The organism is Mycobacterium sp. SMC-2 (assembly GCF_025263485.1).
In the GTDB taxonomy this organism is placed as follows: Bacteria; Actinomycetota; Actinomycetes; order Mycobacteriales; family Mycobacteriaceae; genus Mycobacterium.
The window spans coordinates 1,223,349-1,242,265 of the sequence record NZ_CP079863.1 but is presented as its reverse complement, the minus strand read 5'-3'; the positions used below and the strand labels follow the sequence as shown (position 1 = coordinate 1,242,265).

General features: G+C 69.7%; 16 protein-coding genes and 1 pseudogene. 9 read left to right on the top strand and 8 right to left on the bottom strand.

Going from position 1 to position 18,917, the window contains the following annotated elements:
- The first annotated feature begins 73 nt into the window (after nt 1–73).
- The 6 genes and pseudogenes from KXD96_RS05820 to KXD96_RS05795 all read left to right on the top strand — a co-directional run bounded on the left by KXD96_RS05820 (nt 74) and on the right by KXD96_RS05795 (nt 8,486).
- The gene (locus KXD96_RS05820; protein WP_260745238.1) at nt 74–613 is read left to right on the top strand and encodes a hypothetical protein; all 540 of its coding nucleotides are present in this window, start codon (nt 74–76) and stop codon (nt 611–613) included.
- 47 nt (nt 614–660) lie between these two features.
- Complete coding sequence (locus KXD96_RS05815; protein WP_260743514.1) at nt 661–1,155, top strand: hypothetical protein; 495 nt, start codon at nt 661–663, stop codon at nt 1,153–1,155.
- Between the two features lie 55 nt (nt 1,156–1,210).
- The gene (locus tag KXD96_RS05810) at nt 1,211–2,914 is read left to right on the top strand and encodes an Hsp70 family protein (RefSeq protein ID WP_260743512.1); all 1,704 of its coding nucleotides are present in this window, start codon (nt 1,211–1,213) and stop codon (nt 2,912–2,914) included.
- Nucleotides 2,915–3,032: 118 nt separating this feature from the next.
- On the top strand, nt 3,033–5,867 hold the full coding sequence (locus KXD96_RS05805) for a heterodisulfide reductase-related iron-sulfur binding cluster (RefSeq protein WP_260743510.1): 2,835 nt from the start codon (nt 3,033–3,035) through the stop codon (nt 5,865–5,867).
- 32 nt (nt 5,868–5,899) lie between these two features.
- Nucleotides 5,900–7,188, top strand: a pseudogene (locus KXD96_RS05800) (pyridoxal phosphate-dependent aminotransferase).
- 35 nt (nt 7,189–7,223) lie between these two features.
- The gene (locus KXD96_RS05795) at nt 7,224–8,486 is read left to right on the top strand and encodes a YibE/F family protein (protein WP_260743508.1); all 1,263 of its coding nucleotides are present in this window, start codon (nt 7,224–7,226) and stop codon (nt 8,484–8,486) included.
- On the opposite strand, the gene rfbA is transcribed toward KXD96_RS05795, so the two are convergent.
- Genes rfbA through KXD96_RS05780 form a run of 3 tightly spaced genes read right to left on the bottom strand, consistent with a single transcriptional unit; the run spans nt 8,428 to nt 10,492 of the window.
- The gene (gene rfbA, locus KXD96_RS05790) at nt 8,428–9,303 is read right to left on the bottom strand and encodes a glucose-1-phosphate thymidylyltransferase RfbA (RefSeq protein ID WP_260743506.1); all 876 of its coding nucleotides are present in this window, start codon (nt 9,301–9,303) and stop codon (nt 8,428–8,430) included. The two genes, KXD96_RS05795 and rfbA, sit on opposite strands and share 59 nt — an antisense overlap.
- Before the next feature lie 22 nt (nt 9,304–9,325).
- On the bottom strand, nt 9,326–9,700 hold the full coding sequence (locus tag KXD96_RS05785) for a nuclear transport factor 2 family protein (RefSeq protein ID WP_260743505.1): 375 nt from the start codon (nt 9,698–9,700) through the stop codon (nt 9,326–9,328).
- A 36-nt stretch (nt 9,701–9,736) separates the two neighbouring features.
- Nucleotides 9,737–10,492: a maleylpyruvate isomerase family mycothiol-dependent enzyme gene (locus KXD96_RS05780; protein WP_260743504.1), complete on the bottom strand. Its 756-nt coding sequence runs from the start codon at nt 10,490–10,492 to the stop codon at nt 9,737–9,739.
- Between the two features lie 123 nt (nt 10,493–10,615).
- Between KXD96_RS05780 and KXD96_RS05775 the strand changes: the two genes are divergently transcribed.
- Genes KXD96_RS05775 through KXD96_RS05765 form a run of 3 tightly spaced genes read left to right on the top strand, consistent with a single transcriptional unit; the run spans nt 10,616 to nt 11,837 of the window.
- The gene (locus KXD96_RS05775; RefSeq protein WP_260743501.1) at nt 10,616–11,146 is read left to right on the top strand and encodes a hypothetical protein; all 531 of its coding nucleotides are present in this window, start codon (nt 10,616–10,618) and stop codon (nt 11,144–11,146) included.
- On the top strand, nt 11,136–11,486 hold the full coding sequence (locus tag KXD96_RS05770) for a hypothetical protein (RefSeq protein WP_260743499.1): 351 nt from the start codon (nt 11,136–11,138) through the stop codon (nt 11,484–11,486). The genes KXD96_RS05775 and KXD96_RS05770 overlap by 11 nt, the downstream gene beginning before the upstream one ends.
- A gap of 6 nt (nt 11,487–11,492) precedes the next feature.
- On the top strand, nt 11,493–11,837 hold the full coding sequence (locus tag KXD96_RS05765; RefSeq protein WP_260743497.1) for a hypothetical protein: 345 nt from the start codon (nt 11,493–11,495) through the stop codon (nt 11,835–11,837).
- Nucleotides 11,838–11,842: 5 nt separating this feature from the next.
- Here KXD96_RS05765 and KXD96_RS05760 read toward each other — a convergent pair whose 3' ends face one another.
- From KXD96_RS05760 to dcd, 5 genes are all read right to left on the bottom strand, one after another.
- A complete protein-coding gene (locus KXD96_RS05760; protein ID WP_260743496.1) occupies nt 11,843–13,168 on the bottom strand; it encodes a UDP-glucose/GDP-mannose dehydrogenase family protein in 1,326 nt (441 codons plus the stop codon).
- A gap of 87 nt (nt 13,169–13,255) precedes the next feature.
- Nucleotides 13,256–14,641: a hypothetical protein gene (locus KXD96_RS05755; RefSeq protein ID WP_260745237.1), complete on the bottom strand. Its 1,386-nt coding sequence runs from the start codon at nt 14,639–14,641 to the stop codon at nt 13,256–13,258.
- A gap of 179 nt (nt 14,642–14,820) precedes the next feature.
- Nucleotides 14,821–15,939 carry a hypothetical protein gene (locus KXD96_RS05750; RefSeq protein ID WP_260743495.1) on the bottom strand — a complete coding sequence of 373 codons (1,119 nt, stop codon included), beginning with the start codon at nt 15,937–15,939 and terminating at the stop codon, nt 14,821–14,823.
- A gap of 165 nt (nt 15,940–16,104) precedes the next feature.
- Nucleotides 16,105–18,249: a hypothetical protein gene (locus tag KXD96_RS05745; RefSeq protein WP_396878049.1), complete on the bottom strand. Its 2,145-nt coding sequence runs from the start codon at nt 18,247–18,249 to the stop codon at nt 16,105–16,107.
- A gap of 71 nt (nt 18,250–18,320) precedes the next feature.
- The gene (gene dcd, locus KXD96_RS05740; RefSeq protein WP_260743494.1) at nt 18,321–18,893 is read right to left on the bottom strand and encodes a dCTP deaminase; all 573 of its coding nucleotides are present in this window, start codon (nt 18,891–18,893) and stop codon (nt 18,321–18,323) included.
- Nucleotides 18,894–18,917: the final 24 nt, after the last annotated feature.

Genomic DNA, 18,917 nt, shown 5'->3' with positions numbered 1-18,917 from the left:
GGTGTCGGGAGATTGTCGGGAGTGGCGCGTGCGGTTTTCGCAAAGGGCACGGTGGAGTCTCGCCGGTGGGTCCCTGCTGATCGCGCCCGTGCTGGTCACCCCCTCGCTGATCGACGCCTGTTCCACCACCGTCGCGGGCCGGCCCGTCGCCGCGCCGGGGGCGGGCCCGGTCGAACCGACGTTCCCCACACCCAGGCCGAGCACGTCGCCGCCGGGTCCCACCGCGGTCCCCGGCCTGCCGACGCCCGCCAACCCGACGGCGCCCGCCGGTGCCATCCCGCTCCCGCCCGATCAGAACGGTTACGTGTTCATCGAAACCAAGTCGGGCACCACGCGGTGCCAGATCAACAAGGACACCGTCGGATGCGAGGCGCCCTTCACCAATTCCCCCATGCAAGACGGCGAGCACGCCAATGGCGTCAGCGTGGACGCCTCCGGCAAGGTGCAATGGGTGCTGGGCAACCTGGGGGCCATCCCGACCGTCCAGATCGACTACAAGACCTACAACGCCGCGGGCTGGACGATCAACGCCACCGCCGACGGCACCCGGTTCACCAACGACCGCACCGGCCACGGGATGTTCGTCAGCATCGACAGGGTCAATACCTTCTGACGGGCGGGCCCAGCAGGTTGGCAGCCGGGGTCAGTACCATCGGTGCCGTGGCACGCAAAGGCCCACCCGACGACTTCCACGAGCAATCGACCCGGCATGCCGACTACGGCATGGGTGACCAGCCGACTTCCGGCGATGCCTCGGCGAACCCGCCCGAAGCTTTCGACGAGAGTGAACCCACTCCGTGGTACCGCAAGCCGCCGCTGCTCATCGCCTGGCTGGTATTCGTCGCGATCCTGATCGGGCTCATCGTCTACGGCATCACCGAGTTGCTACAGGGCGAACAGGGCACAAGTCCCACCCCGAGCACCACCCGCACCGGCACGACGACCAGCGCGACCACCACCACCACGACGACCACCACGACGACGCCGACCACCAGCAGTGCGGTCGAGCCGCCGGCACAGCAGCCGACGCAGCAGCCGACAGGCCAGCCGACCCAGCAGCAGCCGACGCATCGGCATCACCTGCCGCAGGTGCCGTCGGTGATCACCATTCCGGGGGTGCCGACGGTGATCACGGTCCCGCCCGGCCTGCGCTGACCCCGTCGGCCGCTAGGGTGAGGACCACCGGGCGATCGGAAGTGGGGTGCGGGGCATGAGCGAGTCGCTCGGGCTGTCGATCGGGGCGGCCAACCTGGTGGCGGCCCGCTCGGGCAGCGCCCCGGTGGTGCGCAGCGCCGTGTTGACCCTCTTCGAGCACCGGCCGACCGAAGTTGGCCTGCCGGAAGAAAACCCGAAACTCACCGAAAACGGGATGGTGCTGCGCGGATTCGTCGAGCGCGTCGGCGACCGGTCCCCGCTGGTGGCGGCCGACGGGACGAAGTACCTCGGCGAGGTGCTGACGGTCGAGGCGATCGAGGCCATGGCCCGCACCGTCGGCTACGGCACACCGATCACGATCGCCGTCCCCGCGTATTGGTCCGACGCCCAGTTCACGGCGCTGCGTGAGGAATTCTTCGCCCAGCCCGATCTCGCCCGCGGCGGCGTGGCCCCGGTGCTGGTGTCCGACGCCACCGCCGCGCTCGCCGCGCTGCGCGGCAGGCCGGGATTCCCGACCGACGGCGTCGTCGCTCTGTGCGACTTCGGCGCCAGCGGCACCACCATCAGCCTGATGAACGCCGGGTCCAACTTCGCCCGCGTCGGCCCGTCGGTGCGCTACGCCGATTTCTCCGGCGACGCAATCGATCACCTCGTGCTCGGCGGCTTGCGCGCCTCCGATGCCACCATGGCCGACCTGGGCAGCACCATGCGGATCGGCTCGCAGACCCGCCTGCTCGGCGAATGCCGGCGGGCCAAGGAGCAACTGTCGACCGCCCCGACGGCCTCCGTCGCCGGCGTGCAGCTGTCCCGCGCCGAGCTCGAGCAACTGCTCTTTGAACCGCTGGACCGATTCCTGGACGCCCTCGAGCAGGCGTTGCGCAGCAACGGGATTCCGAAATTGGCCGCCGTGGCCAGTGTCGGCGGCGGCGCCAACATCCCGCTGCTGGCCAGGCGACTGTCGGAGCGCTTTCAGGTGCCCGTCCACACGCCGCCGCAGCCCACGGTCAGCGCCGCCGTCGGCGCGGCGGCGCTCGGCGAGCAGCAGACGTCGGCGGGCGCCCCGACCGCCGCGGGCGCCGTCGTGGAGACACCCACCGAGATGGTCGGCACCGCCGGAATCGACATGACCCAAGCCGCGCTGGCCGCGCAGGCCACCGACGTCGACGGCGCCCTGGCCTGGTCACAGGACACCGAGGGCGCCGACGAGCCCGTACCCTACACCGGGCGCGATGCCACCGGCGAATACGCCAGTGCGGCAAGGGATTTCGACGACGACACGGATGATGACGGCTACGCCGACCAGCAGGGCGGGCTGCCGTGGTACAAGCGCACGGCGCTGGTGCTGAGCGTGGCCGGCGCCGCGGCGGCGGTGCTGGTGGCCATCGTGTTGGCCCTGACCCTGGGCCAGCCCAAGTCCAATCCGATCAGCCCGATCCCGTCGAACACCCCGCCGCCCCCGCAAACGTCGCAAACCGTGACCATCACCGGGCCGGACAACAGCACCACCGTGACGGTCGTCCCGCCGCCGCCGCCGTCGTCGTCGTCGTCGTCGTCCGAGCCTCCGCCCGCCAGCACGACAACCGAGCCGCCGACCTCCACGACCACGACTCCTCCGCCGACGACCACAACGACCACGACGGCCCCGCCGACAACCACGACGGCCCCGCCGACGACGACGTCGCAGGCGACCACCACCGCCGCACCCCCGATAACGACGCGCATTCGACCGCGCCTGCCGATATTCGAACCCCGGCGCTGACCTTCTGAAGTTAGGGCAGCCTTTCTCGCGGCGAAAGCTGCGGAGATGTAACTATGAGCGGGGCTTAGCAGGCAAACAAAGCGCAGGCTGAATCAACAATGCATTGGGGAGACCTTCGGTGACGACGCAGATGCTCATCAGACTGGTAGTGGGCATGGGCATGACGCTGGGTGTGGCCGCGCTCGCCGGCCGCCGGGTCCTGTGGCTGTTCAAGCTGATCACGTCCGGGAAGCCGGCTCCAGGCCACACCAACGACCCCGGCAGGCGAATCTGGACGGAAATCGCCGAGGTCTTCGGACAGCGCCGCCTGCTGAAATGGTCGATCCCCGGCCTGGCGCACTTCTTCACAATGTGGGGCTTCTTCATCCTGCTCACGGTCTACATCGAGGCCTACGGCCTGCTATTCCAGGACAACTTCCACATCCCGATCATCGGGCGCTGGGACGCGCTGGGCTTCCTGCAGGACTTCTTCGCGACCGCCGTCTTCCTGGGCATCACCACCTTCGCCATCATTCGGCTGATGCGCAGCCCGCGCGAGATCGGCCGGTCGTCTCGGTTCTACGGTTCACACACCGGCGGCGCGTGGCTGGTCCTGTTCATGATCTTCAACGTCATCTGGACGTATGTGCTGGTGCGCGGGTCTGCCGTCAACAACGGCACGCTGCCCTACGGCAAGGCCGCGTTCCTGTCGCACCTGTTCGGCGCGATCCTGCGCCCGCTGGGCCAGCCCGCCAACGAGATCATCGAGACGACGGCCCTGCTGCTGCACATCGCCGTCATGCTGGCCTTCCTGATCATCGTGCTGCACTCCAAGCACCTGCACATCTTCACCGCGCCGATCAACGTGATCTTCAAGCGGCTGCCCGACGGGCTCGGCCCGCTGCTGCCGATCGAGGCCGACGGCAAGCCGATCGACTTCGAAAACCCGCCGGACGACGCCGAATTCGGACGCGGCAAGGTCGAGGACTTCAGCTGGAAGGCCATGCTGGACTTCGCCACCTGCACCGAGTGCGGACGGTGCCAGTCGCAGTGCCCGGCCTGGAACACCGGCAAACCGCTGTCTCCCAAGCTCGTCATCATGGACCTGCGCGACCACTGGATGGCCAAGGCGCCCTACATCCTCGGCGACAAGGAATCGCCCGCCGCGAACACCCCCGAGGGCGGGCTCGGCGAGGAACTGGCCGGCGAGAAGCACGCCGAGGCGCACCATGTGCCCGAGTCGGGCTTCGGCCGCGTCATGGGCTCCGGGCCCGAGCAGGCCACGCGGCCCCTGGTCGGCACCGAAGAACAGGGCGGCGTCATCGACCCCGACGTGCTGTGGTCCTGTGTGACCTGCGGCGCCTGCGTCGAGCAGTGCCCGGTGGACATCGAGCACGTCGACCACATCGTCGACATGCGCCGCTACCAGGTGATGATGGAGTCGGAGTTCCCCTCCGAGCTGTCGGTGCTGTTCAAGAACCTGGAGACCAAGGCCAACCCGTGGGGCCAGAACGCGTCGGACCGGACCAACTGGATCGACGAGGTGGACTTCGACGTCCCCGTCTACGGCGAGGACGTCGACAGCTTCGACGGCTTCGAGTACCTGTTCTGGGTGGGCTGCGCCGGCGCCTACGACGACAAGGCCAAGAAGACCACCAAGGCGGTCGCCGAACTGCTGGCCATCGCCGGGGTGAAGTACCTGGTGCTGGGGGCCGGGGAAACCTGCAACGGCGACTCCGCGCGCCGCTCCGGCAACGAGTTCCTGTTCCAGCAGCTGGCCGCCCAGGCCGTCGAAACGCTGGACGGGGTGTTCGAGGGCGTGGAGACCGTCGACCGCAAGGTCGTCGTCACCTGCCCGCACTGCTTCAACACGCTGGGCCGCGAATACCGGCAGCTGGGCTCGAACTACTCGGTGTTGCACCACACCCAGCTGCTTAACCGGCTGATCCGGGACAACAAGCTGGTGCCGGTCACGCCCGTCTCGCAGGACATCACCTACCACGACCCCTGCTACCTGGGCCGGCACAACAAGGTCTACGAGGCGCCGCGGGAGCTGATCGGCGCCGCGGGGGCCAATCTCACCGAGATGCCGCGCCACGCCGAGCGCAGCTTCTGCTGCGGCGCGGGCGGCGCGCGGATGTGGATGGAAGAGCACATCGGCAAGCGGATCAACCACGAACGCGTCGACGAGGCGCTGGCCACCAACGCGACCACGATCGCCACCGGCTGCCCGTTCTGCCGCGTGATGATCACCGACGGCGTCAACGACCGGCAGGAGGAGGCCGGCCGGACCGGCGTCGAGGTGCTCGACGTGGCCCAGATACTGCTCGGGTCGCTCGAGTACGACAAGGCGACGCTGCCCGAGAAGGGCACGGCCGCAAAGGAAGCCGAGAAGCGCGCGGCTCAGGCGCCCAAGGCCACCGCGACCGTCGAGGCACCGGCCAAAAAGACCGAGGAGGCACCCGCCGAGGCGGCCCCGAAGTCCGAGGCCGCACCCGCCGCGCCCGTCAAGGGGCTGGGCATCGCCGGCGGCGCCAAGCGCCCCGGCGTCAAGAAGGCCGCGCCGGCGGCCGAGGCACCCAAGGCCGAGGCATCCGCGCCCGCCGCGCCCGTCAAGGGGCTGGGCATCGCCGGCGGCGCCAAGCGCCCGGGTGCGAAGAAGGCCGCGCCGGCGGCCGAGGCACCCAAGGCCGAGGCAGCGCCGAAGGCCGAACCGGCCGGCGAGGAAGCCAAGGCCGAGGAGACGGCGCCGGCCGCGCCGGTGAAGGGCCTGGGCATCGCCGCCGGAGCCAAGCGGCCCGGCGCCAAGAAGGCCGCTCCGGCGAAGGCCGCCGAGCAGCAACCCGGGGCCGCGCCCGAGCCGAAGCCCAGCCCGGAGCCGACCAAGGAAGCCGAAGGCGACGGCGGACCGCCCGCCCCGCCGGTGAAGGGCCTGGGCATCGCGCGCGGCGCCCGCCCGCCGGGCAAGCGCTGAGCTGGGATTTTGCCGCTCGACGGCAAATTTCAGTGGACAGTAGTGGCACCATAGTTACGTGACCACTCATCAGCTGCCCCTGCACGCTTCCGCTCACCACCGGCAGCGTGTCTTCGCGCAGTCGTCCAAGCTTCAGGGCGTTCTGTATGAGATCCGCGGCCCGGTGCACCAGCACGCGGCGCGGCTGGAGGCCGAAGGGCACCGCATCCTCAAGCTCAACATCGGCAACCCGGCGCCGTTCGGCTTCGAGGCGCCCGACGTGATCATGCGCGACATGATCCAGGCGCTGCCGTACGCGCAGGGGTACTCCGACTCGCAGGGCATCCTGCCCGCACGCCGGGCGGTGGTCACCCGCTACGAGCTGGTCGAGGACTTCCCCCGGTTCGACGTCGACGACGTCTACCTGGGGAACGGGTGCTCCGAGCTGATCACGATGACGCTGCAGGCCCTGCTGGACAACGGCGACGAGGTGTTGATTCCGTCGCCGGACTACCCGCTGTGGACGGCGTCGACGTCCCTGGCCGGCGGCACCCCCGTGCACTACCTGTGCGACGAGACGCAGGCCTGGCAGCCCGACATCGCCGACCTGGAGTCCAAGATCACCGAGCGCACCAAGGCGCTGGTCATCATCAACCCCAACAACCCGACCGGCGCGGTCTACACCCGCGAGGTCCTCACCCAGATGGTGGAACTGGCGCGCAAGCACGAACTGCTGCTGCTCGCCGACGAGATCTACGACAAGATCCTCTACGACGACGCCAAGCACATCAACGTGGCCTCACTCGCCCACGACATGTTGTGCCTCACCTTCAACGGGCTGTCCAAGGCCTATCGGGTCGCCGGCTACCGCGCCGGCTGGCTGGCGATCACCGGCCCCAAGGACCACGCCGAGAGCTTCATCGAGGGCATCAACCTGCTGGCCAACATGCGCCTGTGCCCCAACGTGCCCGCCCAGCACGGGATCCAGGTGGCCCTCGGCGGCCACCAGAGCATCGAGGACCTGGTGCTGCCCGGCGGCCGGCTGCTCGAGCAGCGCGACGTCGCGTGGCAGAAACTCAACGAGATCCCCGGGGTGTCCTGCGTCAAGCCCGAGGGCGCGCTGTACGCCTTTCCCCGGCTCGACCCCGAGGTATACGACATCGCCGACGACGAACAACTCGTCCTCGACCTGTTGCTGCAGGAGAAGATCCTGGTGACCCAGGGCACCGGATTCAATTGGCCCGCACCGGATCACCTGCGCATCGTGACGCTGCCGTGGGCCCGCGACCTGTCCGCGGCGATCGAGCGGCTGGGCAATTTCCTGGTCAGCTATCGCCAGTAAGCATCTTCGCAGCCGGCGCCTCTACGGTGGACCGGGTGACGCATTCGCACTCACACGGCCTGTCCGGTCCGTCCCCCGTTGAGTCGCTGCCCGCCAGGATCGTCGTCGGGCTGCTGGTGGCGATCGGCCTGGCGGTGCTGGCCGGTGCCATCATGCTGTGGCCCAGCCGGGAGCACGTCGACATCCCCATGCCGTTCCAGAACGCGGCCGGGGGCGCGGTGAGCACGCAGGCCGGGCACGTGCTGTCCACCGGCATCGGAGACTGTGGCAGCCCGTCGGTCAGCCAGGTGCTCACCACCGCGCCGCAGCCGGCGCCGGCGGGCGCGGGGCGGTGCGTGTTGACCCAGGTGGCGATCGATTCGGGGCCCAACGCCGGGGCCAACACGTTGCTGGAGTCCTCGCCCGGCCCCGGACAGCCGAAATTCGCGGTGGGAGACCATGTTCGGCTCGTTCGGCAGGTCGACGATCAGGGCGCCACCAGCTACGCGTTCTACGACTTCGAACGCCGCTGGTCGTTGGTTGCCCTGGCCATCGCGTTCGCGGTGGTGGTCGTCGCCGTGGCGCGCTGGCGGGGGCTGCTCGCGCTGATGGGCATCGTCGTCGCGTTCGTGGTGCTGGTGGTGTTCTTGCTGCCGGCCTTGCGCGACGGCGCGCCCGCGGTTCCGGTGGCGTTGGTGGCCGCGGCGGCCATCCTCTATGCGGTCATCTACCTGGCCCACGGCGTGAGTCTGCGGACCAGCGCCGCACTGCTGGGCACCCTTACGTCGCTGCTGATTGCCGCTGGATTATCTTGGTCCGCAATTCAATTGGCCCACCTGACCGGATTGTCGGACGACCAAAACGCCACCGTCAGCGCGTATTTGGGCAACGTGTCGATCGGCGGCCTGCTGCTGGCCGGCTTCATCATCGGGTCGCTGGGCGTGCTCAACGACGTGACGGTGACGCAGGCCTCGACGGTGTTCGAGCTCGCCCGCCTCGGCGGGTCGCGGCGTGCGATCTTCCTGGGCGCCATCCGAGTTGGCCGCGATCACATCGCCAGCACGGTGTACACGCTGGTGCTGGCCTACGCCGGGAGTTCGCTGCCGCTGCTGCTGCTGTTCAGCGTGGCCAACCGCTCGCTGGCCGACGTGTTGACGAGCGAGAGCGTGGCCATCGAGATCGCCCGGTCGGCGGTGGGCGGCATCGCACTGGCGCTGTCGGTGCCGCTGACGACGGCGATCGCCGCGGTGCTGGCGAAGCCTAGTGAAATCGGCTCCGCTCCAACAGATCCAGCAGATAGCCGCCGTACCCGGACTTGAGCAGGCGCTGCGCACTCGCGGCCAGCTGCTCGTCGGTGATCCAGCCCTGCTGCCACGCCACCTCCTCGGGGACGCTGACCTTCAGGCCTTGCCGTCGTTCCAGCGTGCGCACGAAGTCGCTGGCGTCCAGCAGGGAGTCGAACGTGCCGGTGTCGAGCCAGGCCGTGCCGCGGACCATCACCTCGACCGAGAGCTTGCCCCGGCTGAGATAGATCTGGTTGACCTCGGTGATCTCGTACTCACCGCGCGGCGATTTCTTCAGGGCCTTGGCGATCTCGATCACGTCGTTGTCGTAGAAGTACAGACCCGGCACCGCGTAATTGGATTTCGGTGTTTGGGGTTTCTCCTCCAGCGACAGCGCCGTACCGTCGTCACTGAACTCGACGACGCCGTACGCCGACGGGTTGGCCACCCAGTAAGCGAAAACCGCTCCGCCGCTGACGGTTTGGAAGCGGCTCAGGCTGGTGCCCAGCCCGGGTCCGTAGAAGATGTTGTCTCCCAGCACCAAAGCCACCGTGTCATTGCCGATGTGGTCGGCGCCCAGGACGAAGGCCTGCGCCAGGCCCTCGGGCCGTTCCTGCGCCACGTAGGTGATGTTGATCCCGAATTGCGAACCATCGCCCAGGAGCCGGTGAAAGCCCGCCGCGTCGTGCGGGGTGGTGATCACCAGAATGTCCCGGATCCCGGCCATCATCAGCGTGGACAGCGGGTAGTACACCATCGGTTTGTCGTACACCGGCAGCAACTGCTTGCTGATGCCGACGGTGATCGGATGCAGGCGAGTGCCGGACCCGCCGGCCAGGATGATGCCGCGCATGAGTGGCTCCCCTATTCCACGCTCAATTGACGAGATCGGATTCGGTGAGTTCGGTGGCCGCCAGCGCTGACGCCAGGTCCTCGTGCCGGAACACGGAGGTGACGTGGTCGTGGACCACCCGGAACGCCGCCGCGGCGGTCGTCACGGCCCCCGGATCGTCCGGGGCGCTGACCTTCTGTTCGGCGACCACGACACCGTCGTGCACGTACATCCGGCCGAGCTCGGCCGTGCCGTGGCGGGAAGCGGCCCACCGACGCAGCGCCTCGTGGCCTTGCGCGGCCCCGTGCGCGTCGCCGATCTCGATGTCGTCGCTGGAGAGCGCGACCAGGGTTTCCAGGTCGCCGGCGTTCAGCGCGTCGTGCCATGCCAGGACGGTGGCGATCTCCGAAGTGGTCATGGTGTGCAAGTTACCGTGTGCGCCACGCCGCCGTGGCTAGAGCGGGGTACGGTCCAACCAGTTCTGCCACACCGCCTCGTCGCCGAACAGCTGAATGCCCGTGTCGGCGAGCGGCACCCGGCGCAGGATGGCCAGCAGCAGCTCGGTGGCCCCGCCGCGCAGCGCCGCGGTGCCCTTGCCGTGCTCGTGTGACCAGGTGATCCGGCCGTGGTCGACGCCGACCGTCCATTCGCCGGCGTCACCGAGCCCGGGATCGGTGGCGTGGAGGTGCAGGGTGTTGCCGTCCTCGAGCGGGAGCGTCGCCCCATCGCCGCCGGCCTGGATCGCGACCCGCTCGAGCCATTCGGTGATCCCGTCGGCGGCCACATCGGCGGCCAGCGTGAATTCGGCCCCCAGGGCGATGGCCGCGTCGGCCCGGTGCACCGCCACCTCGTGCAGGCGGCGGCGGACCCACCAGTTCGCCGGCCGGGACCCCAGAAAGGTCCACACCGGCGTTTCCGCACCCGTCAGCTCGACGGCGTCGACCAGCAGCTGCGCGCCACCATGCAACCAGGACATGGCGTCGGCCGGATCCGGTGGAGGCTTGCCGCCCTCGACGGTTCGGGGGTCGAGAAACTCCTCGAGCCGGTCGCGCACGATCTGCGCCGCCCAGCGGTCGCCGCGGCCGACGTGGCGCAGGAGCTGACTCAGGCTCCACCCCGGGCAGGTCGGCACCGGCTTGGATTGGTCGGCATCGCGGAGAAGCTCCGAAAATGCCCGGTTCTCTTCGAGGAATGCGCCGGCATAGTCCACGCGGGTCAGGCTACTCGCCGGGGCGTGCGACCAAGGACTCACTGGCTAGGGGGACTTCGGCCTCTATTGACGGAGTGCGGCGCCGTGCTGCAATCAAACGATCGCACACGACTGGAGACGACCATGGGCGTGCCCGCCATCCGCACCGCGCGGGAGCGCGAAAACGTCGCGTTGGAGCGCGAACGGATCGCCGAGGAGCGGGAGGGCATCGCGCACGAGCGCGAGCACCTCGCGCACGAACGTGAGCTGGTGGCGGCCCGGCGGGAGCGCCTGACCGAGGGTGTTGAGCGCTGGGTCCGCTACCTCGAGTCACGCGCCATTCTGGCCAATCGCCGCGAAGCGCTGGCTGACGAACGCGAACGGATCGCAGACGAACGCGAGGCGCTGGCCGACGAGCGCGAACGGATCGCAGACGAACGCGATCGCGCCGCCAACAATCGCGAAGTGGTGCAGGGTCATTCCGAGGGTCAGGAAGCGGCGCGCGCGCAACGGGCGGCCGCAACGGGAGAACGACAACACGAGGCGGTGCTACGCGAGCAGGCCAACGTCGAACGGGAGCAGGCCGCCAGCGAACGCCGACTCGCACAGCAGCAGGCCGAACACCAATGTCAGCAAGCGACACGACGGGCCGGAGGAAAGCGTCATGGCGGCTAAGCGTCGTAGCGACGAATCCACCGGAGTCGACGCCGAGCTGGAGCGGCGGGAACACGCGGTTGAGCGCCGAGAGACCCTACTAGCAAACCGCGAATGGTTAGCCGACGAGCGGGACCGGATCGCCGACGAGCGGGACCGAATCGCGAACCACCGCGAACAGCTGGCGAACCAGCGTGAGGTGGCGGCGGACGAGCGGGAGGGCACCGGTCTCGAGCGGGAGCGGGAGCGGCTGCAGCGTGCGGAAGACGAAGAAGAACGCACGCGGGCGGGGGCCAAGCGCGAGCAGGCGAACATCCGGCGTGAGATGGCCGCCACCGAACGCCGCGCCGACGAACGGTAGGGACAGATGTCTAGCGCCGATATCCAAGCTGAGGCCGAACAGGACGCTCAATCGCTTGCCGAAGCCGCATTCCGCGCCCGTCGAAAGGCCCAGGCAGCGCGGGAAGCGGCGCAGGCAGCCCAGCGATCCGCAGCCGAGAGTGTGGACGAATCCGCCGCCAGCCACGACCGAACGGCGAACACGTACGAAGTAGCAGCCGAACGCAACGAGCGTCGCAGCGATGAATACCGGGAACACGCGGCCACGCACCGCCGGTTCGCGGAAGAGGATCGCGCCATGGCTCAGCAGCTGCGGCGAATGGCGGAAAGTGACTCGACGGGCAATTGGGACCCGTCTTCGAGCGGTGGCTAGCGGCCCTACGGTCGCGGCGCGCCCAGCCGGAACACCCGCCAGCCCGCCCGCTTCCAGCGAACAGCGTCGAGACAGTTGCGGCCGTCGACGATGACCCGGGCCCGCACGCGGTCGGCCAGGTCGCCGGGGTCGAGGTCGATGAATTGCCGCCACTCGGTGAGGACGAGCACCGCGTCCGCGCGCTCGCACGCCTCCTCGACCGAGACCGCGTAGTTCAACGTCGGGAACAGCCGCTGCGCGTTGTCCAGCGCCTTGGGGTCGTACACGTTGACCGCGGCGCCGTTGAGCTGCAGCTGCCCCGCGACGTTGAGCGCGGGCGAGTCGCGCACGTCGTCGGATTCCGGCTTGAACGCCGCGCCGAGCACGGCGATATTGGCGCCCAGCAGCGAGCCGCCGCACGCGGCGCTGGTCAGCTCCACCATCCGGGTGCGCCGGCGCATGTTGATGCTGTCGACCTCACGCAGGAACGTCAGCGCCTGGTCGGCTCCCAGCTCGCCGGCGCGGGCCATGAAGGCGCGGATGTCCTTGGGCAGGCAGCCGCCGCCGAAACCCAGGCCGGCGTTGAGGAATTGGCGACCGATGCGGGGGTCGTAGCCGAGCGCGTCGGCCAGCACGCTGACGTCGGCGCCCGCGGCCTCGCACACCTCGGAGATGGCGTTGATGAACGAAATCTTGGTCGCCAGAAAGGCGTTGGCGGAGACCTTGACCAGCTCCGCGGTCTGCAAGTCGGTCACCAGGAACGGCACGCCCTCGGCGAGCAGGGGTCCGTAGAGCTCGCGGACCGTCGCCTCGGCGCGGGTCGAATCCTGTTGCACACCAAGGACGATCCGGTCAGGATGCAGGGTGTCGCGCACCGCGTAGCCCTCGCGCAGGAACTCCGGATTCCAGGCGATTTCGACGTCGACGCCGCCCGGCGCCAGCGCGGCCGCCCGGTGGTTCAGCTCGGCCGCGGTTCCCACCGGAACGGTCGATTTGCCAACCAGCACCGACGATCTCGTCAGCCGAGGCACCAGCGCGTCGATGACGGCGTACACGTGGCGCAGGTCGGCACCGTACTCGCCCTTTTTCTGCGGCGTGCCGACCCCGAGGAAATGCACGTCGGCGAACTCGGCCGCCATGTCGTAGTCGGTGGTGAACCGCAGCCGCCCCGCCGTCAGGTTCTTCGTTAGCAGCTTGCGCAGGCCGGGCTCGTAAAACGGAATGTCACCCCCGGCGAGCTTGGCGACCTTCCCCGGGTCGATATCGACCCCGACGACCTCGTGTCCCAGTTCCGCCATCCCGACGGCGTGGGTGGCACCCAGATAGCCGGTGCCGAAGACGGTGCATCGCATGTGACCGGTATACGTCGCCGCGATGAGCTAACTGCATCGCGCCGCTAAGCGCGGGGCAAACGGCAGATGACAGATGCTCGGCGCCGACTAGTGCCGGCCGAAGCCGTGACCGCCGCCGAAGCCCCCGTGGCCGCCGCCGAAGCCCGGAATCCCGGGGAAGCCGCCGCCGCCGCGCCCTTCATCGCCGTGACCACCGCCATGGCCGCCGCCGGGCGGCCCACCGATGACCGGCCCGCCGATGCCGGGTATCGGCAGCGGGATCGGCACCGGAATGGGAGCCACCGCGGGTGGGGGTGCGGGAGCCGGCGCCGCCGGGGCCGGCGCGGGCGCCGGGGCCGCCGGGGCCGGGGCGGGCACCTGGGCCTCGGGCGCGGGTGCCGGGGCAGCTGGAGCCGGGGCCGGAGCCGCCGGTGCTGGGGCCTCGGCCGGCGCGGGAGCCGCGGGTGCCGGGGCCGGCCGGGTGGGCGCGACGACGACGTTCTGGTTCGGGCTGGGCCGGACGTTGGCCGTGGGCCGGATGGCGATCGCCAGGGAGACGACCAGCGCCACCAGACCGATGACGAACACACCCGCCACGATGCTTCCGACCAGCCGGAACGAGTTGCGCTGGGGATAACCCGACTCGGCGAGCTCGGTGGCGCCGGTGTGCGCCCCGGTGTAGAGATCGTCGACGTCGTCGGGCACGGCGCTGTAGGCGAGGCCTTCCTCGCCGGCGTTGGGCGGGAGGTCCAAGTAGCCGGGTGCCACCGCGAACGGGTTGATGGCGCCGGTGCCCGGGTCTTGGGCGTAGGCCAGCGCCGCGGTGGACGACGAGAACAGCGGGGCGCTCGCCGAGGCCAGCGCCGCGCCGCGGGCCAGCGCCGTTTCGGGCTCCTCGGGCGCCGACAGCGGCAGCGAGGTCGCCGCCTCCAGTGCGGGCTTGATCAGCGGGATGTCGACGCCGGAGCCGACGACGAACACGCCGTCCGGTCGCGTCTCCAGCGTCTCGGCACGCGAAACCATCGTGGCCAGTTGGGCCACCGCGACATCGTCATCGGCCGGCAGGGCCTCCCGCTGGACGTCGGCGACCGACCCATCGGCGCTGTTGACCACCGCCAAGGTGGCGGCGTTGGGCTCGATGTACAGCAACGCCGTTTGCGCATAGTTGGTCTGGCTGCCGACCGCCTGCGCCAGCGCGGCCGCGGCCAGGAAGGCCGAGACCAACATCACGTTCTCGACCTTGTGGGCGACCAGCGCATCGCGCAGCGCGGCGGCCTCGACCGGGTCGGTGAAGGTGACGCCGGTCGAGGCCAGCTGGTAGCCGCCCTCGGCCGCGCCCTGACGCGTACCCAGGATCGCGGCGACTACCTGGTTGGCCGCGCTGAGCGTTGCGGCGTTGTCTTCGTGCGGAACGTCGAAATTGTCTTCGTCGACGGTGGCGCCTTCGCCATTCTGGCCTTCGACCAGCACCATTCGGACTGCCGTCGGCGCCATCGACACGCCAAGTACCGTGTCCAAAGCTCCCCCATCGTTCGATTGCTAGCCATGATGATGGGAACGTGGCCACCGCACCCCGCGAAAACGCCAGAGGTCACACAGTCCCCACCCCGGTTTTCCCCTAATCGCCGATTTTACGCGCGCTCGCCACCCTTCGACTTGGGCGGGGGAAGCGGCTAGGGGATCGGGATGCCGTGCCCCAGGTGTCGGTGGAGCCAGTCCTCCCACTGATCGCCGTGGGAGTGGCCCGGCTCCGGCTGGGGAGATACCGAGCCGGGTGGGGCGGAGGCCGGCGGCGGGATCGCCGACGGCGGCGGGGGCGGTGGCGCCTGGTTGGCCGGGGCGACGACCTCGTGGGTGATGTCGGGGCGCTGATGCGCGTGGGGGCGGATATCGAGAGCCAGCGCCAGGGCCAGGGCCAGCACCCCGCCGACGAATATCAGGGTCACAGCGACGACGGTCAGCACCGATTTGCGGCTGCGTCGCTCGTGGGCCGCGAGCTCGCGGTCGGCGTTGGTTGTCCGCCCGGCCCCGCTACCCGCTTCGGCGCTGTAGGCCAACTCGCGCCCGTCTGCCGAAGGATCCCCCGCGTGGGGCATCGCGATCGTTGATGGCGCCCCCAACTGCGCGTTGGCCGCGGCCAACGAGGCGCCGCGGGCCAGCGCCATGTCGGGTTCCTCGGGCGTGGTCACCGACAGCGAGGTCGCCGCCTCCAGCGCCGGCTTGATGATCGGGATGTCGACGTCGGAGCCGACCAGGAACAGCCCGTCCGGGCGCGCCCTCATCGACTCGGCGCCCGAGGCCATCGCGACCAGCTTCGCCAGGGCCGCCTCGTCGCTGCTGGGCAGCGGCTGTCGACGCACGTCGGCGACCGACCCGTCGGCGGTGTCGACGACCGCCAGCGTCGCGGTGGCGGGCTCGACCAACAGCAATGCGGTGCGCGCGCAATTGGTCGCGCTGCCCGCCGCCTGAGCCAGCGCCGCGGCGGCCATGACCGCCGAGACCAGCATGACGTTCTCGATCTTCTGCTCCGCCAACGCATTTCGCAGCGCGGCCGCTTCAGCCGGGTCGGTCCAGGTCACTCCGCTGGATTTCAGCTCATAGCCGCCCTGGGCCGCACTGTCCCGCGTCCCGAGGATCGCGGCGACCACGCGGTCCGCCGCGGCGACCGCCGTCCTCTGATCGCTGAGGTGGAATCCGTCCTGATCGACGGTGACCCCGCCGGCAGCCTCACCTTCGACAAGCACCATGCGGACCGTCTCAGGTGCCATAGACACGCCAAGTACGACGTCCACCGCTCCTCCAAGTCGTCCAAATCGGTTGCTACGACAGCCGCGTTGTCACCGCGGGGCTTCGTGAGGGTGCGAATTTGACCGGACGACTTCGCAGCGACCCCGGCCGCGCCCCCAGTTCGCCACCCTAGCGCGCGGAGTCAGACGCGCAGGGCACCCGCGACGGGGCTACTTGTGTCCGCCACCGCTGTGGCCACCGCCGCCGAAGCCGCCGCTGTGGCCGCCACCCAAGCTGCCGCCGTGGCCGCCGCCACCACCGGGGATGCCGAAACCGCCGCCACCGCCCGCGGGGCCGCCGCCGTGGCCGCCGCCGCCGAAGAGTCCACCGGGACCACTGGGCGCACCACCCCCAGAACCGGGAGAAGGCAGGTGCCCGCCACCCAGGCCGCCCGAGCTTGCACCCGGGGGCGACGCATGCCCGCTGCCGAGACCATTCTCACCAGGGGGCGAAACGTGTCCGCCGCCCAGGCCGCCGGGACCCGACCCAGGCGCCGGCGCATGCCCCCCACCGGAACCACCCACACCCGACCCCGGCGCCGGCACATGCCCACCACCAGAACCACCCACACCCGACCCCGGCGCCGGCACATGCCCACCACCAGAACCACCCACACCCGACCCCGGCGCCGGCACATGCCCACCACCAGAACCACCCACACCCGACCCCGGCGCCGGCACATGCCCACCACCAGAACCACCCACACCCGACCCCGGCGCCGGCACATGCCCACCACCAGAACCACCCACACCCGACCCCGGCGCCGGCACATGCCCACCACCAGAACCACCCACACCCGACCCCGGCGCCGGCACATGCCCCCCACCAGAGGAGCCTTGCCCGGGAGGCACCTGGTGCGGCGGCGACTGCGGCACCGTGCCGCCGACTTGCGGCGGCTCCGGCAGGTGCGCCGGCGGTTGCGGCCGCACCGGCTGTGGCCGTGACACGCGCGGCGGGGCCTGGATGACCGGAGGGCTCACGACAGGGTTGGGAACAGACACGTGGACCGGCGGCAAGATCACCGGCGCGATCGGTGGCACCACAACGGGAACCGGCACCGGAGCCGCGGGAAGGGCGGGCGCCGCCGGCGGCGGGGCGGGCGCCGCCGGCGGCGGGGCGGCCGCGGGCGGCGGCGCGGCGAACTGCGGAGTCATCGGCTTCGGTGCCGCCACCGGCGCCGGTGGGTTGATCTTCTGCGCCGGGGCCGACGCCTCGACGGGCGGTGGCGGCTCCTGCGTCGGGACGATGAGGTGCTGGCCGGGAGTGGGCTGCAGACCGATGGTTCCCGTCGAGCGGATACCGATCGCCAGCGCGATCTCGAGCGCCAACACCGCGCTGATGCCCGCGACCGCCAACCCGCTGCCGATCAGCAGGGCCGGCCCCCGCGGCGGTTGGCTTTCCTCCGGCATGAAGAGCTTTTCGATGACGACGGTGGGTGAATCGGTGTCCTCGTCCGGCACCGCACTGTAGGCGAGCTCGTCGTCGCCGGCCCCCGGTCCGAAAGGCGCATAGAGGTATTCGGGCAGCGAGTGTTGGTCGACGGCACCGGTGCCCGGGTCCTGGGCATAGGCCAACGCGGCGGTCGACGAGGCGAACAGCGGCGCGTTCGCCGACGCCAGGGCGGCGCCGCGGGCGAGCGCTGTCTCCGGCTCCTCCGGCACGCTGACCGGCAGCGAGGTCGCCGTCTGCAACGCCGGCTCCAGCGGGGCGACGTCAACCCCGGAGCCCACCACCAGCACGCCGTCAGGCGCCGCTTCCAGCTTCTCGAGCCCGGCGAGCATGCCGCCGAGCTGCGCGCCGGCCTGGTCGTACGAATCGGCATAGATCGGTTGTTTGTAGACGTCGGGGATGGACCCGTCGGAAGTCTCGACGACCGCGAGCGTCGCGGTGTCGGCCTCTACGAACATCACCGCGGTTCGCTCGTAACCCATTGCCCCACCGACATTTTGAGCGAGCGCCGTCGCGGCCAGAAAGGCCGACACCAACATGACGTTCTCGATGCGGTGGGCGGCCAGTGCGTCACGCAAAGCCGCCGCTTCGAGCTGGTCGGTCCACGTCACGCCGATGGACGACACCTCGAGGCCGGCATTGGCCGCGCCCTCCCGGGTGCCCAGGATGGCGGCGAGCACCTGATCGGCTGCACTCGCGGTGGCGGCTTCGTCGGCAGCGGCGACGTCGAAGACGTCCTCTTCCACCGTGGCGCCGTCGGCGTATTCGCCTTCGAGGACAACCATCTGGATCGATGCCGGTGCCATCGACACCCCGAGCACGATATCCAATATCAACCCCTCCAAAGGTGTTGCTAGACAAGCCATGGTCGGGCGGAGGAGGAACCACGGACCACTCAATGATCTCGCAAGAAGACTGTGCGCTAGCCCTGCCGAACTTATGTAGATCGTATGAAGTTCTGATACGAGCGAGACGGCGTCGGTCCCCGCTGACCCTGGTACTTCGACCCTACGCGCGAACTGCCGTAAGGATGTTCGGCCGGACTGGTCAACCGCAGGATGCACAGCTGACCGATCTTCATGCCCGGCCACAGCGTGATCGGCAGGTTGGCGACGTTGGACAGCTCCAGCGTGATGTGACCGCTGAAACCGGGATCGATGAAGCCGGCGGTCGAGTGTGTGAGCAGGCCCAGCCGGCCCAGCGACGATTTGCCTTCCAGCCGACCGGCGAGGTCCTCGGGCAGGGTGAAGAGCTCCAGCGTGGAGCCGAGCACGAATTCGCCCGGATGTAGCACGAACGGCTCCCCGTCCACGGGTTCGACCAGCGTTGTCAGCTCGTCCTGCTGCTTGGCCGGGTCGATGTGGGTGTAGCGGGTGTTGTTGAACACCCGGAACATACAATCCAGGCGGACGTCGATGCTGGACGGCTGGACCAAGGTGTCGTCATACGGTTCGATACCCAACCGGCCAGCGGTGATTTCGGCCCTGAGGTCACGATCGGAGAGCAGCACCCGACGAGCCTATCCGCTGCTCGC

Excerpts from the sequence above, each read along its gene's own strand:
- KXD96_RS05770 (WP_260743499.1), top strand. The coding sequence starts at position 11,136 with ATGGCGGCTAAGCGTCGTAGCGACGAATCCACCGGAGTCGACGCCGAG.
- rfbA (WP_260743506.1), bottom strand. The coding sequence starts at position 9,303 with ATGCGCGGCATCATCCTGGCCGGCGGGTCCGGCACTCGCCTGCATCCG.
- KXD96_RS05760 (WP_260743496.1), bottom strand. The coding sequence starts at position 13,168 with ATGCGATGCACCGTCTTCGGCACCGGCTATCTGGGTGCCACCCACGCC.
- KXD96_RS05810 (WP_260743512.1), top strand. The coding sequence starts at position 1,211 with ATGAGCGAGTCGCTCGGGCTGTCGATCGGGGCGGCCAACCTGGTGGCG.
- KXD96_RS05765 (WP_260743497.1), top strand. The coding sequence starts at position 11,493 with ATGTCTAGCGCCGATATCCAAGCTGAGGCCGAACAGGACGCTCAATCG.
- KXD96_RS05755 (WP_260745237.1), bottom strand. The coding sequence starts at position 14,641 with ATGGCGCCGACGGCAGTCCGAATGGTGCTGGTCGAAGGCCAGAATGGC.
- KXD96_RS05775 (WP_260743501.1), top strand. The coding sequence starts at position 10,616 with ATGGGCGTGCCCGCCATCCGCACCGCGCGGGAGCGCGAAAACGTCGCG.
- KXD96_RS05785 (WP_260743505.1), bottom strand. The coding sequence starts at position 9,700 with ATGACCACTTCGGAGATCGCCACCGTCCTGGCATGGCACGACGCGCTG.
- KXD96_RS05745 (WP_396878049.1), bottom strand. The coding sequence starts at position 18,249 with ATGGCTTGTCTAGCAACACCTTTGGAGGGGTTGATATTGGATATCGTG.